This window comes from Proteobacteria bacterium CG1_02_64_396 (assembly GCA_001872725.1).
In the GTDB taxonomy this organism is placed as follows: domain Bacteria; phylum Pseudomonadota; class MNWR01; order CG1-02-64-396; family CG1-02-64-396; genus CG1-02-64-396.
On record MNWR01000015.1, the window covers coordinates 1 to 12,563 of the forward strand.

Sequence of the window (12,563 nt, forward strand, 5' to 3'; positions counted from 1 at the left end):
TCGTCACATAGCCACCACTATGATCCTCAAAACCGTGAAAATTTGGCCTCGATTCCCCACTCGGCTCGCTACGGACGCTCAAGCCCGACAGGCTCCTAGCCCACCTAAAGCCCCATCCCCACGCTCAAGCTGTGGACCCGGCCGACCGGGTCGGTGCCGATGGTTTCGCTGCGCAGGGTGACGAAGGGTTTGATCCCCTCCCAATCCTCCGGCTCCCACCCCAGGTTGGTGACCAGCCCAAAGGGGCGCTGCCGACCCCCTCCGGCGCCGATGTAGCCGATGGTGCCGATCGACATGTTGAACCAGCCCCAGAGCCGCTGCTCCAAAACGATCCCGAAGGCGGTGAAGCTGGGGCCGCGTTCGGGGGTCAGACGGGTCAGCTCCAGTCCGTAGCGCTTGGCGCCCCCCGCTTGGCCCAGGATCCGAATTCCGGCATGGCGAACCATCTTGCCGTTTTGACTCCCCCCCTCGAAGACCCCGATCCCCGCCTGAGGGCGAACCAATAGGGCGTCGTCGGCCTGGGCGACCCCCGCCACGAACAGCAGCAATACCGCCATAAATACTGGTTTCATCACGCACTCCTATCGTTACAACGCCAGTTTCATCCCCGCCAACAGCAGCCGGTCGTACAGAAGCTTGAATTCCGAATCGCCCCCCCCCAGCGGCAGTTGCCCCAGCCCAAACACCCCCCAGCGGCCGTCGAGGTTCTCATCCAAATACAGGGTCGCTGCGCCGCCGCCGTGGGTTGCATCCACGCTCCCCATCGCCCGCCAGTAGAGGTCGTCGTCCCCAGGCGCCGATTGGGCGACCAGGTGCAGGTAATCGCGCCCGAGTAACCCCGGTAGGTGGGCCAGCGCCAGAGGGGCGGAGGGGTTCTGGTTGTGTAGGCGCGCAAAAAAGGCGCGGTACGCACTGGCGGAAAACCCGCTGCCCTGGTGCAGCCACTCCAGTGTCAGTGTCTCCCCCGAGAGGAAAGAGTAACTCCCCCCGATCAACCAATCGCTGCGGCGCGGGGCGTCGGTGGCGACCGAAAACGGCAGCAAGGGGTTGTCGGGGCTTTGCAGCGCCTGTTGCCGGGCGCCGGAGCCGAATTCGGCGTAGAGCAGTACCGCATCCGAGACGGTGATTTGCCCGTAGCCGCCCCAAAACGCCGGGTGGCGGTCGCGCCGGGCGGCGACCCACCCCACCGTCCAGTCGTCCGCCCGGTATTCCCCCTTGAGCAGCCAGCTGTTTTGCCGGTCGATGGGCTCGAAGTGGCCCGAACCGACGATGCGGGCGAGCAGTACCTGGGCGCGGAAGTCGGGGCTCCAGGTCGCCTTCACATCGTCGAGCCCCGAGAGCTCGCGCATCGGATCGGAGCGTCCGGCATCGAAGTAGAAGGGGTTGGAGGGGGAGCGAAACTGGGCCGGGCCCCAGGTGAGCAGATCCCGCCCACCGCTGATGCCGACGGCGTCGCTGATCTGCCAGCGCAGTTCGGCTTGGCTCAGATACCCCTCTCGGCGGATCAAATCCCCCGCACTGCGGTGGTCGATGCGGGCGATGGGGCGCAGGTGGAGCGACCAGTCGCCGACCCCCGCCCCCAGGTTCAGCCTTGCTTCGCCGGTCCAGGTGGTGGCGGGGATTTGGGCGAATTGATTGCCGGGGTTGAGGGGGCTGTCGCTGCGGACCCCCAGCGATTGGCCGTAGCCATAAAGGGTCGCATCTCCGTCATGCCATAGGGCGTCGCCCCAGACGGGGGTGGCGGCCAGACATACAGCCAGGGCAAGCCCCCTGCTCATCGCATGCGTCCCAGATCAAAAATACTGGGGGGAATCTCTTTCACGGTAACCGCCCCGTAGGCCATGACGGTAACGTCGTCGGACAGCGCGTCGGTGATGGTCATGCGGCTGACGAAGGGGATGTGCTCCCCCTCGAATGCGATGGCGTTGTGGTACTCGAACACCGCGCTTTTGAGCGGCTTGCCCCCCAGGGCGAAGAACTCGGCCTTTACCCCGACCAAGCGGGTTCGATCGACCCAATAGCGAATCTTCGCGTAGGTGGTGTTTACCCCCTTGGCGGTCAGGTCGAGGATCCAGCAGGGGGTGCCATTGACCTCTTCTTGTCCCACCAGCACCGCGTCGTAGTCTCCCGCGTAGTCGGTGGCGGCGATGTCGCCGTTGGCCGCCTGTCCGCTGAGCCGTTGCCGGGGGGAGATCGGGATCGGCTTGCTCAAACCCGGTTTGGTCAGCCACATGTTGCGTCCGATTTGCAGCAGGCGGCTGCCCTTGAAACGGACCGGCTCCAGGGTTTGCGCCACGCTGGCCTCTGAGTTGGCCTGTACCAGAAGCCGCTGTGGCTCCAGGTCGCGCCCGTGCTCGCGGGCTTGCAGTTGGATCTCCCATTCGATCCCCGGCAGGCCGCCGCCGCGGGCCCGGTCGGAGTGGATCAGGATGTCGTGGGGGTCGGGGGTGGCGGTGCCCGGCTCGGCTTGGGCGGGAGCGGTAGTAATCAAGGCGATCAACAGAACCAGGGCCTGGATCAACCCCCTCCAGATCCCCTTGCCTCCGTAGGTGGAGAGAGTTGGGGTGAGGGGGAGGCTCAAGCACGCCGAGGGCGGAACAATGAATCGCGGCGAGGACGCCGCTCCCACAAGTTGATTTGATGTCGCCGAGGACGGCGCTCCAACGGCAACAAGCAATCGCGCCGAGGACGCCGCTCCAACGGCAACAAGCAACCGCGCCGAGGACGGCGCTCCAACAAATGACTTAAACATGGCCCAGTGCCTCGATGATCGGTTGTCGGGCGGCCCGCCGCGCCGGCAACCACGCCGCCGCGCTGCCCACCACCAACATCAACGCCAGGGTCCACCAGGCGCGGGCGGCGTCGAAGTCGACCCGCAGTGGCACCGGGGCGGTGGCGTTGGGGGGGATGTAGCTGATGTGGGCGGCGTTGACCCCATAGCGGGTTAGGTAAGCCAGCAGCAGCCCGGTCGCGCACCCCAGCAGGGTGAGCAAAAACGATTCGAGCACGAACAACCGCACCACCTTGCCCCGCTTCAAACCGATGGCCCGCAGGGTGCCGATCTCCCGGGTGCGCTCGACCACCGTCATCCCCATGGCGCTGGCGGTGCTCATCACCACCACTGTCAGCACGATCAGGGCGATGAAGCCGAAGATCATCTCGAACATCCCCTTCACCTGCCGATAGAAGGCCGAGAGCGTCTGCCAGGTTTTCACCTCGACGTCGAATCCCGCCCCGTTCAGCACCTTTTCAATGCGATCCCGCGCCTGGGCGGTGTGCTTCACATCGTCGAGCAGTACGGTCAGTCGGTCGGCGCCGCCGGGCAGGTCGTAGAGGGTCCGGGCCAGCTCGATGGGCATGAACATCATCTTGTCGTTGGTCCCGGCGTTGCCGGTGTCGAAGATCCCCCCCACGCTGAAATCGAGGGCGTTGGCCTGCCCCCCCACCGTGTTGACCAGCACCACCCCGATGTCGCCGCGTTTCAAATCGAGCAATCCGGCCAGATCGCGCCCCAGGGTCACCCCATCGGGCCTGGCCGCATCGAGCCCCTCGACCGCCAGTTGCTCAGGAATCCCACTGTCCTCAAGCCCCAGGGAATCGCGCAGCGCCGCCGCCGGGGCCTGAATCCGCCAGCCGTCGTCGGGATCGATCCCCTCGGCGATGAAGATGGTGCTCACCCGGCCGTTGGCGGCGATGCCGCTCAGGGCCAGCCGGGGGGTGACCAGGGTGACCTGGGGGTCTGCTTCGAGCAGTGCCTCGATCTTGGCGATGTCGTCCTCGTGCAGCAGGTACCGCTCGGGATCGAACCGCCCCTCTTTGTCGAGCCCCCGCAGGCTGAGGGTCAGGTGGCCGAGCAGCTCGCCATGGATCGACTGAGCCGCCAGCCCACCGAAGATGTTGTGGATGTAGCCGGCAAACAGGGTGACGGCGGCAAAGCCGACCGCGATGGCGCTCAGGGTGGTCAGGCTGCGGCGGCGGTTGCGGGTCAGGCCGCGCAGGGCGAGTGGGAGCATGTTCATACGGCCCCCCTTTCGTCGGTCTCGATCAACCCATCGCGCAGGTGCACTTTGCGGTCGACGTGCTCCAGCAACCGGGGATCGTGGGTGGTGAAAAGAAAGGTCACCCCGAGGCGGCGGTTCAGGTCGTGCATCAGCTCGACCACCATGGCGCTGTTGCCCGAATCGAGGTTGGCGGTCGGCTCGTCGGCGATCACCAGCTTGGGACCAACCACCAGGGCGCGGGCGATGGCAACCCGCTGCCGCTGTCCGCCGCTGAGTTTGTCGGGTCGGGCCGGGGCATGGTCGGCCAAACCCACATCGCCGAGCGCTCCCTGCGCCCGCTGCCGAGCCGCAACCTTGTCGACCCCCTGAATCTGCAAGGGGAGCATGACGTTCTCCAGCGCCGAGAGGACCGGCACCAGGTTGAAGCTCTGGAAGACAAAGCCGATGTGCTGCCCCCGAAAGGTGGTGATGGCGTCGTCGCTTAAGGTGTGCACGTCGTGGCCGTCGATCTCGACCTTGCCCGAAGTGGGGGCGTCGATCAGGCCGACCATGTTCATCAGGGTCGATTTGCCGCTGCCCGAGGGGCCCCAGACCGCCAGGAATTCCCCGGCGTGAATCGTTAAATCGACCCCGCGCAGCGCTTGCACCGGGGTTTGTCCCAACATGAAGGTGCGGTGGAGGTTTTTGAGTCGTACCAGGGGCTGATGGCTCACGGACCGCCTCCTTTCAACGCAAATGGATGGTCTGAATTGCCCCCTGGGGGGGCAGATCGAAAACGGCGGCCTCAAAATCGGGGGGGCCAAAGCGGCCCCGAGCATCGCGACTGAAGCCGTAGGGTTCGGTGGGGATGCCGAGCAGGCCGGTGTCGAGGGTTTGGTTGCCGTTGATGTCGGCAAAACTGGAGACCGCATAACGACCCGGCGTCAGATTTTGCAGAGTAACGGTCGCTGCGTTGCCTTCAGCCGGAATGAGGCGCTTGGCCACGGCCCGCTCAACGTTCATGAAGGTGTCGGGGGTGGCGTAGAGCGCCAGCAGGATGCGGCTCCCCTTGAGCCCTTTGCCTTGAAAGTCGAGGGTGAGGTCGGCGGCATGGGTCGCCGGGGGGGCGAACAGCAAGGGGGTCGATAGGGCGGCGATCAGCAGCGGTCGGTTCACGGCAATTCCCTCCGAGGTTGGACGATGGAGGGAATCTAAAGGCGGGGGCGGAGAGGAGACGAGACGTGTGCGATGGGTGGGAGATAGGGCCGACGAACTGCCGATCTAGGTCTTATCGGACGTATGAGACCTATAAGGCCTAGGGAAGCGCTGATTGAATAGCGCTTCCGAGCGGTCCACGGATGGGCCGCCAAAATCAGGAACGTCAGTAGGAGGCGACCTAAGTCGCCGAAGCTCTGCTTTTGGTTTTTGCGCAGCGTGCCGCTTCAAGGCAGGAGGCCTTCAATCAGCGTTTCCCTAGATTCAACCGGCCATCAAATACCCGTCCCCTGCCCCAACAGATGCAACACCGCCATCCGCACCGCCACCCCGTTTTTCACCTGTTCGAGCACCAGCGATTCTGGGCCGTCGGCGGCGTCGGAGGCCAGCTCCACCCCGCGGTTGATCGGGCCGGGGTGCATCACCAGGGCGCCGGGGGCCATGCGGTGCAGGCGGTCGCGGTTGATCCCGTACATGTTGAAATACTCGTTGATCGAGGGGATGAAACTGCCTTGCATCCGCTCGCGTTGCAGCCGTAGCACCATCACCACGTCGGCCCCGGCAATCCCCCGTTCCAGGTCGTAATGGACCTCGCACCCGTAGTTCTGTACGTCGCGGGGCAGCAGGGTGGGGGGGGCGACGACGCGGGTGTGGGCCCCCAGGGTTTTGAGGGCGATCAAATTGGAGCGGGCGACCCGGGAGTGGGTGACGTCGCCGACGATGGCAATCGTTTTGTCTGCCCAATCGCCGATGTGGTCGTGCATGGTCAGCAGGTCGAGCAGCGCCTGGGTCGGGTGCTCGTGCCGTCCGTCGCCCGCGTTGACGATGCTGCATTCCAGATGGCGGGTGAGGAATTCGCAGGCCCCCCCCTGAGCATGCCGCACCACCACCACGTCGGGGACCATCGCCTGCAGGTTGGCCGCCGTGTCGAGCAGGGTTTCACCCTTGGTGGTCGATGAGCCGGAGGCCGAGATGTTGATGACGTCGGCCGAAAGTCGCTTGCCGGCGATCTCAAAGCTGGAACGGGTCCGGGTCGAGTTTTCGAAAAACAGGTTGATGACGGTGCGACCGCGCAGCGAGGGGCTTTTTTTGATGTCGCGCTCGTTGAGCTCCCGGAAGGAGCGGGCCACCGCGAGGATTGCCTCGATCTCGTCGCGGCTTAAGCCCTCCATGGTGATGAGATGGCGCTGATGGAAGGCGAGCGACTCAGCCATGGAGAACCTCCTTGCGGGTCACGATCATCTGCCCGTCGTCGCGGGCGACCAGCTTGACCAGCCAATGGGTGGGAATGTCGAGGGGGTAGGCGGTGAGGTCAGGTTGGATCGGCAGCTCCCGTTCCCCCCGGTCGATCAACACCGCCAGGATGATGCGGGCAGGGCGACCGAATTCGAACAGCGCCTCCATCGCCGAACGGATCGTCCGTCCGCTGCGAATCACCTCGTCGACTAGAATCACGGTGCGGTCGTTGATGTCGGGCAGGATCGTCTCGTGCACCAACGGGTGGTGGCCGATGCGTGAAAGGTCGTCGCGGTAGAAGGTAATGTCGATCATCCCGACTTCGTCGATGCCGGTTTTGGCCGCCAGCGCCTCGGCGAGCAGGTCGCCCCCAGAGGGGATGCCAACCATGACCGCCCCTGCGGCCATGCGCCGGTCGAGGATCGCCTCGGCCAGACGGTCGATCCCCTCGGCAACCTCTTCGGCACTCAGAAGGATTTGGGTGGTTTGCATGAAAAATCCAGGGCAGGAAACGTCCTCGTTTGGACAGAAACGAGGCGCTTTGGAAGGATTACCGGATAGAACGTATGGTGTTGTCGTATCATCGCCGCAACGAAATCGAAGCGCTTTCTTACGCTGCTTGTCGCAGCTTTCAAATTCTGCCGGAGGGCATCTGTAATGGGAATCTTCAAAGCGTACGACATCCGGGGGATCGTCCCTAGCCAGCTCGACACCGATACCGCCCAGCGGATCGGCATCGCGCTGGGGGAGCTGCTCGGCCAGGGACCGGTGGTGGTCACCCGCGACATGCGCGATTCCAGCCCCGGTATGTCGCAGGCGCTGATTGCCGGAATCACCCAGGCCGGGGTCGATGTGATCGACTGCGGCATGGGGGCGACCCCGATGAATTACTTCGCCAATGTGCATTTGAAGGGTGAGGCCTCGGTTTCGATCACCGCCTCCCACAACCCCGGTCAGTACAACGGCTTCAAGATTTCGCTGCGCGACGCCAAACCGATGAGCTACGAGACCGGCATCGACAAGATCGAGGCGAGGGTTGCCGAACTGGCCGCTGGGGCCGCCCCCCGTGCGGTGGAGCGCCCCGGCACCGTCACGCAAGCCGACGTCTTCACCCCCTTCCTCGACCACAACTTGGCGGTTCTCTCGGAAGCGACCCCCCCCTTTAAGATGGCCATCGACGGCGGCAACGGCATCGCGGGGCATTTTCTGCCCGCTTTGTTCGAGCGGCTGCCCCAGTTCGACCCCATCGCGATGTACTGGGAGCCCGACGGCAACTTCCCCAACCACGAGGCCAATCCCCTTGACCTTGAAACCCTGCGCGACTTGCAGGCCAAGGTAAAAGAGGTGGGGTGCGACTTCGGCATCGCCTTCGACGGCGACGCCGACCGCTGCGCCTTCGTCGACGAGCACGGGCAGATCATCCCCTCCGATCTGCTCACCGCCTTGATCGCCGAGGAGGTGCTGCGCCGCCATCCCGGCGCCACCATCCTCTACGATCTGCGCTCTTCTCGGGTGGTCCCCGAGGTGGTCGAGGCGGCGGGGGGCAAGGCGATCCGCTGCCGGGTCGGCCACGCCTACATCAAGGCGCAGATGCGGCAGGATGGGGCGACCTTCGCGGGCGAGCTTTCGGGCCACTACTACTTCGCCGACAACTTCACCACCGACTCGGGCCTCTATGCCATGCTCTACGTCTTGAGTCTGTTGGGGCGCAGCGACGCGCCGATCTCGGCCCGGATTGCCCCGCTACGCAAATACGCCCAGAGCGGCGAGATCAACTTCCGGGTCGGCGACCCCGACGCGGTGCTGGCCAACCTCGAAAAGCGCTACGCCGAGGCCAAGACCGACCACCTCGATGGATTAACCCTGACTTTTGAGTGGGGATGGGCCAACATCCGTAAGTCCAACACCGAGCCGCTGCTGCGGCTGAACGTCGAAACCTTCGACAAGGGGCTGATCGATGAGAAGTTGGCCGAGATTCGCGGCGCCATCGAGGCGGGGGGGTGAGCCTCGATGGGTAAAACGACGGCGTTGGCTCCAATGGGGGGCGGCATTGCTGCCCCTGCTGCTGACGGGCTGCGGCTACACGATGATCGGTTCGGGAGGCCCCGATCTGACCGGGATCTCAAGGGTGGTGGTCGAGGTGCAGGGGGAGGGAGACCTGCGCGGTGCCCTGGCCCGTCACCTGCAAACCCAGGGGGTCGAGGTGGTCGACCGCAACGGCGACATCCCCCGGCTGTGGATCGAGGTCGAGAAACCCTGGATCGTCGCCCTGTCGCGGGACCTGCGCGGGGTGGTGACCGAGGGGGAGGTGGTGGTGGCGGCCAAGGGGGTGTGGTATCCCAAGCCCGACGTGCGCCAGCCCATCGCACGGGTCGAAGTGCGGCTGCCGGTTGCGATGACCGGCGATCCCACCGTCGACGACGCCCGAGTTCGGCAGGGGCAACGTCAGGCGGCTCAGGCGTTGGCCGATGAGGTATGGTCGGCCTGGGGCAGCAGGTTCTAGGGAAGCGCTGATTCAAGCGGCGCTTCCGAGCAGCCCGGGATGGGCCGCCAAAATCAGGAACGTCAGCGACTGATTTTGCAAGCGAAGCAAAAACCACGTTTTTTGCGAAACGCCACTTGAAAAAAGGCCCGGAGCCTTTTTTCAGTGTTTCCCTAGATATGCCCTTAGCCCTGACAGACATTCAACCGTTGTAAGGAGCTCCCATCGTGGAATTTCTCCGCTTGCCCAAAGCCCGGCTTGCGGGTTGGTTGGAGGCGGTTGAGCGGCAGGTTCCGGTCATCATTCCGGTACGTGTGCCCGCTCCCGCCGGAGCCTTGCCCGAGGCCCGTCCCCTCTACCGATTTGCCCCCATGAGCGAAACCGGGGTCGGGGCACTGGCACTGGAATACCTGCGCACTCAACTGCCCCCCAAACAGTATTTCTTCCCCCCAAAAGAGCCGCTCTACCGGTTCGACCGCGAAGGGCAATTCGAGCCCATCGCCCCCCCGAAACAGCCCCAGGTGATCTTTGGTCTGCACCCCTGCGACCTGCACGGTCTGGCGGTGACCGACGCCTTTTTCACCCGCTCCTACCCCGACCGCACCTACCACGCCCGCCGCAGTGAGGCGCTCTTGATCGGCCTGGGCTGCTTGCCCGACGAACGGTGCTTTTGCCGCAGTCAGGGGACCGATCAGATCGACGACGGTTACGACCTGTTTTTGTGGGATCTGGGCGACCGCTTCTTCGTGCGCATCCGCACCGAGCAGGGACACGACCTGATCCACCTGGCGCGGGAGCTCTTCGAGCCGATCGACGAGGCCGACAAAACCGACTATCTGGCGCTGCTCGAACGGCGGTTGGGGATGTTCACCCTGGAGGTCGACACCAAAACCCTGCCCCAGGTGCTTGACATGGCCTGCGACACCCCCGCCTGGGAGGCGCTCGGCGCCGCCTGTTTCGCCTGCGCCGCTTGCACCTTCGTCTGCCCCACCTGCACCTGTTACCGCTTCACTGAGCAGCTCAATCTCGACGATTCGGGGGAGCGTTGCCGGGAGTGGGACTCCTGCCTGCTGCGCGATTTCGACCGGGTGGCGGGGGATCACCACCTGCGTCCCGAGCGGGCCGATCGGGTGAAAAACCGCTACTACCACAAGGAGCACGGCTACGTGCAGGAATTCGGCATGCCCTCGTGTGTGGGCTGCGGTCGCTGCATCGACGCCTGCATGGCGGGGATCAACATCGTCGACGTCTTTGCCAAGGTGCGGTCCAGTTGCGGAGTGAACCCATGATCCGCTTTGGCTCCGAAATGCCCGCTTCCCCCAAGGTCCAGGCGCCCGATCCTCTGTTTCCCTATCCGGCTCGTTTGGTCGAGCGGATCGACATGGGGCCCGATCAGGCGATGTTCACCTTCGCCCCCGAAGAGCCGGGTTTCCCTTGCCCCGATGGGCGCAACCACGAGCCGGGGCAGTTCTTGATGCTCTCGGTTCCCCCTGCCGGTGAGGCCCCGTTCACCATCTGCGCCGCTCCCCGTCGTGGTGCGCCGGGGGTGCAAACCACCATCCGCCGGGTTGGACGGGTCACCCGCCGTCTGTTCGAGCTTCCGGTCGGGGCGCGGGTCGGGCTGCGCGGCCCTTTTGGTCGCCCCTATCCGGTGGCCAAGATGGCGGGACTCGATCTGGTCTTCGTCGCCGGGGGGTTGGGAATTGCCCCGCTGCGCGGGTTGATCGAACACACTTTGGGCGATCCCGCATCATACGGGCGGCAACACCTGATCTACGGCATGCGCGAGGGGGGGCAACTGCTCTATGGGGATCAATGGCGGGCGGCGCGGGATGCCGAAACCTTGAGTCTCGACCTGCGCGCCGATGAAAACCTGCCGGGCGATTTCAATTCTGGGGGGGTACTTGACGCCATCGAGGCGTGGGACTGGCAGCCCGAGCGCACCGCTGTGGCGGTCTGCGGCCCTCCGGTGATGTACCCCCCGGTGCTGCAACGCCTGCAAGCGCTCAAAGTGTGGCCGCAGCGGATCTTCGTCACCCTGGAGCGCCGCATGGTGTGTGGCATCGGCCAGTGCGGCCACTGCGCCATCGGCTATCGCTACACCTGCACCGACGGGCCGGTCTTCTCGGCCTGGGAGGCGCGGGGCTTGCGCGAAGCCTGGGAAGAGCCCAAGGAGCGGCCATGAGTGGCTCCCTCGCCCTGGCCTCCCTGCTCGGCCATCCCCCGGGTCCCCCCCCCCGGATTTTGCTCCTGGAGTCGAGCCACGCCCTGGCGGGATTGGTTCGCGGTCGCATCGAACAGGAGCTCGGGTTCGAGGTGGTGCAGGCCTTCACCCTGGACGAGGCGGCCGAGGCGGTGGGCTTGAGCGAAACCCCCTTCTTCGTCGCCCTGGCCTCTTTGGCGTTGCCCGACGGTGAAGGGGTCGAGGTGATCGAGGCGCTCAATGCCCTCGATGTGCCGGTCATCGCCTTTACAGGGGTGGACGACGAAAAAACCCGTAAGGCGATTCTGGGGGCCGAGGCACTCGATTACGTCCTCAAAAGCGGCGAGGCGAGCCTGACCTACCTGGTCTGGTTGCTGGGGCGACTGTCGCGCAACCGCTTCATCAAGGTGCTGGTGGTCGACGACGCCCCCTTCATGCGCGAGATCATCGGCGAGCTGCTCATCAACCACTGTTACCAAGTGGTCGAGGCGGGCAATGGTCTGGAGGCGCTGGAACAACTGGCAGCCCACCCTGATATCAAGCTGGTGGTGACCGACTACCTGATGCCCAGCATGGATGGTATCGAGTTGCTGGCCCGCATTCGCGAGCGCCACCCTCGTGAGGAGCTGGCGGTCATCGGTATTTCGGGGGACGAGAGTCGGCACCTTAATACCGACTTTCTCAAGTTGGGGGCCAGCGACTACATCCCCAAGCCGTTCCGCAACGAGGAGTTCTATTGCCGGGTCTCCCAGGTGGTCGAAACCATCGAGTATGTGGCGGCCATTAAAGAGGCGGCCAATCGCGACTACCTGACCAATCTTTCGAACCGGCGCCATTTTTTCGCCCGCGCCAGTGAAGTGCTCGCAAGCGGGATCACCCCCATCGCCGCCGCCCTGCTCGATCTCGACCATTTTAAGGCGATCAACGACCTATACGGCCACGAGGCGGGCGACGTGGTGCTCAAGGTTTTCGCCGATCTGCTGCGCCCCCTTGAGGAGGAGGGGGCGGTGGTGGCGCGTCTGGGGGGGGAGGAATTCGGACTGCTACTGCCCGGTTGGGAGCGAGACCGTGTCAGGCAGCGGCTGGAACAACTGCGGGAGGAGACCGCCCGTCAGGTGCGGATCCTGGGGGGTAAGGCGGTGCGGTTTACGACCTCGATCGGCATCGCCTTTGGCGTCGAAGAGGGGCTCGACGATCTACTGCGCCGGGCCGATCAACAGCTTTTTCGGGCCAAAGAGACGGGGCGCAATCGGGTGGCGTTGGAGCTACAGATCGGAAAAGAGGCCTAGGAGCCTGTCGGGCTTGAGCGTACGTAGCGAGCCGAGTGGGGAATCGAGGCCAAATTTTCACGGTTTTGAGGATCATAGTGGTGGCTATGTGACGAAAAACCGGGGGAATTTGGACCGATTACCCGCCGGCGCAGTAGGACGATCTCAAGTCCGACAGA

The 12,563-nt window shown here is 64.6% G+C and carries 13 protein-coding genes; 5 read left to right on the forward strand and 8 right to left on the reverse strand.

Features of this window, described 5'->3' with window-relative positions:
- Positions 1–104: 104 nt before the first annotated feature.
- The 8 genes from AUJ55_01475 to AUJ55_01510 all read right to left on the reverse strand — a co-directional run bounded on the left by AUJ55_01475 (position 105) and on the right by AUJ55_01510 (position 6,923).
- A complete protein-coding gene (locus AUJ55_01475; protein ID OIO60947.1) occupies positions 105–557 on the reverse strand; it encodes a hypothetical protein in 453 nt (150 codons plus the stop codon).
- 30 nt (positions 558–587) lie between these two features.
- Positions 588–1,778, reverse strand: a complete 1,191-nt coding sequence (locus tag AUJ55_01480) for a hypothetical protein (protein OIO60948.1) — start codon at positions 1,776–1,778, stop codon at positions 588–590.
- The gene (locus AUJ55_01485) at positions 1,775–2,521 is read right to left on the reverse strand and encodes an outer membrane lipoprotein-sorting protein (protein OIO60949.1); all 747 of its coding nucleotides are present in this window, start codon (positions 2,519–2,521) and stop codon (positions 1,775–1,777) included. The genes AUJ55_01480 and AUJ55_01485 overlap by 4 nt, the downstream gene beginning before the upstream one ends.
- A 223-nt stretch (positions 2,522–2,744) precedes the next feature.
- Entirely contained in the window at positions 2,745–4,019 is a 1,275-nt protein-coding gene (locus tag AUJ55_01490; GenBank protein OIO60950.1) for an ABC transporter permease, read from the reverse strand.
- The gene (locus AUJ55_01495) at positions 4,016–4,738 is read right to left on the reverse strand and encodes a lipoprotein ABC transporter ATP-binding protein LolD (protein ID OIO61015.1); all 723 of its coding nucleotides are present in this window, start codon (positions 4,736–4,738) and stop codon (positions 4,016–4,018) included. The genes AUJ55_01490 and AUJ55_01495 overlap by 4 nt, the downstream gene beginning before the upstream one ends.
- Entirely contained in the window at positions 4,728–5,162 is a 435-nt protein-coding gene (locus tag AUJ55_01500; protein ID OIO60951.1) for a hypothetical protein, read from the reverse strand. Before AUJ55_01500 ends, AUJ55_01495 begins: the two co-directional genes overlap by 11 nt.
- Positions 5,163–5,470: 308 nt before the next feature.
- On the reverse strand, positions 5,471–6,409 hold the full coding sequence (locus AUJ55_01505; GenBank protein ID OIO60952.1) for an aspartate carbamoyltransferase: 939 nt from the start codon (positions 6,407–6,409) through the stop codon (positions 5,471–5,473).
- Complete coding sequence (locus AUJ55_01510) at positions 6,402–6,923, reverse strand: hypothetical protein (GenBank protein OIO60953.1); 522 nt, start codon at positions 6,921–6,923, stop codon at positions 6,402–6,404. The genes AUJ55_01505 and AUJ55_01510 overlap by 8 nt, the downstream gene beginning before the upstream one ends.
- A 165-nt stretch (positions 6,924–7,088) precedes the next feature.
- Between AUJ55_01510 and AUJ55_01515 the strand changes: the two genes are divergently transcribed.
- The 5 genes from AUJ55_01515 (at position 7,089) to AUJ55_01535 (ending at position 12,405) form a co-directional block, all read left to right on the forward strand.
- Positions 7,089–8,435, forward strand: a complete 1,347-nt coding sequence (locus tag AUJ55_01515) for a hypothetical protein (protein OIO60954.1) — start codon at positions 7,089–7,091, stop codon at positions 8,433–8,435.
- 46 nt (positions 8,436–8,481) lie between these two features.
- Positions 8,482–8,934: a hypothetical protein gene (locus AUJ55_01520; protein OIO60955.1), complete on the forward strand. Its 453-nt coding sequence runs from the start codon at positions 8,482–8,484 to the stop codon at positions 8,932–8,934.
- A 206-nt stretch (positions 8,935–9,140) separates the two neighbouring features.
- The gene (locus tag AUJ55_01525; GenBank protein ID OIO60956.1) at positions 9,141–10,202 is read left to right on the forward strand and encodes a hypothetical protein; all 1,062 of its coding nucleotides are present in this window, start codon (positions 9,141–9,143) and stop codon (positions 10,200–10,202) included.
- 17 nt (positions 10,203–10,219) lie between these two features.
- Entirely contained in the window at positions 10,220–11,098 is an 879-nt protein-coding gene (locus tag AUJ55_01530) for a hypothetical protein (GenBank protein OIO61016.1), read from the forward strand.
- Entirely contained in the window at positions 11,095–12,405 is a 1,311-nt protein-coding gene (locus AUJ55_01535) for a hypothetical protein (protein OIO60957.1), read from the forward strand. Before AUJ55_01530 ends, AUJ55_01535 begins: the two co-directional genes overlap by 4 nt.
- Positions 12,406–12,563 lie beyond the last annotated feature (158 nt).

Coding starts and splice junctions, on each gene's coding strand:
- AUJ55_01510 (OIO60953.1), bottom strand. CDS start 6,923: ATGCAAACCACCCAAATCCTTCTGAGTGCCGAAGAGGTTGCCGAGGGG.
- AUJ55_01475 (OIO60947.1), bottom strand. CDS start 557: ATGGCGGTATTGCTGCTGTTCGTGGCGGGGGTCGCCCAGGCCGACGAC.
- AUJ55_01515 (OIO60954.1), top strand. CDS start 7,089: ATGGGAATCTTCAAAGCGTACGACATCCGGGGGATCGTCCCTAGCCAG.
- AUJ55_01490 (OIO60950.1), bottom strand. CDS start 4,019: ATGAACATGCTCCCACTCGCCCTGCGCGGCCTGACCCGCAACCGCCGC.
- AUJ55_01480 (OIO60948.1), bottom strand. CDS start 1,778: ATGAGCAGGGGGCTTGCCCTGGCTGTATGTCTGGCCGCCACCCCCGTC.
- AUJ55_01530 (OIO61016.1), top strand. CDS start 10,220: ATGCCCGCTTCCCCCAAGGTCCAGGCGCCCGATCCTCTGTTTCCCTAT.
- AUJ55_01505 (OIO60952.1), bottom strand. CDS start 6,409: ATGGCTGAGTCGCTCGCCTTCCATCAGCGCCATCTCATCACCATGGAG.
- AUJ55_01535 (OIO60957.1), top strand. CDS start 11,095: ATGAGTGGCTCCCTCGCCCTGGCCTCCCTGCTCGGCCATCCCCCGGGT.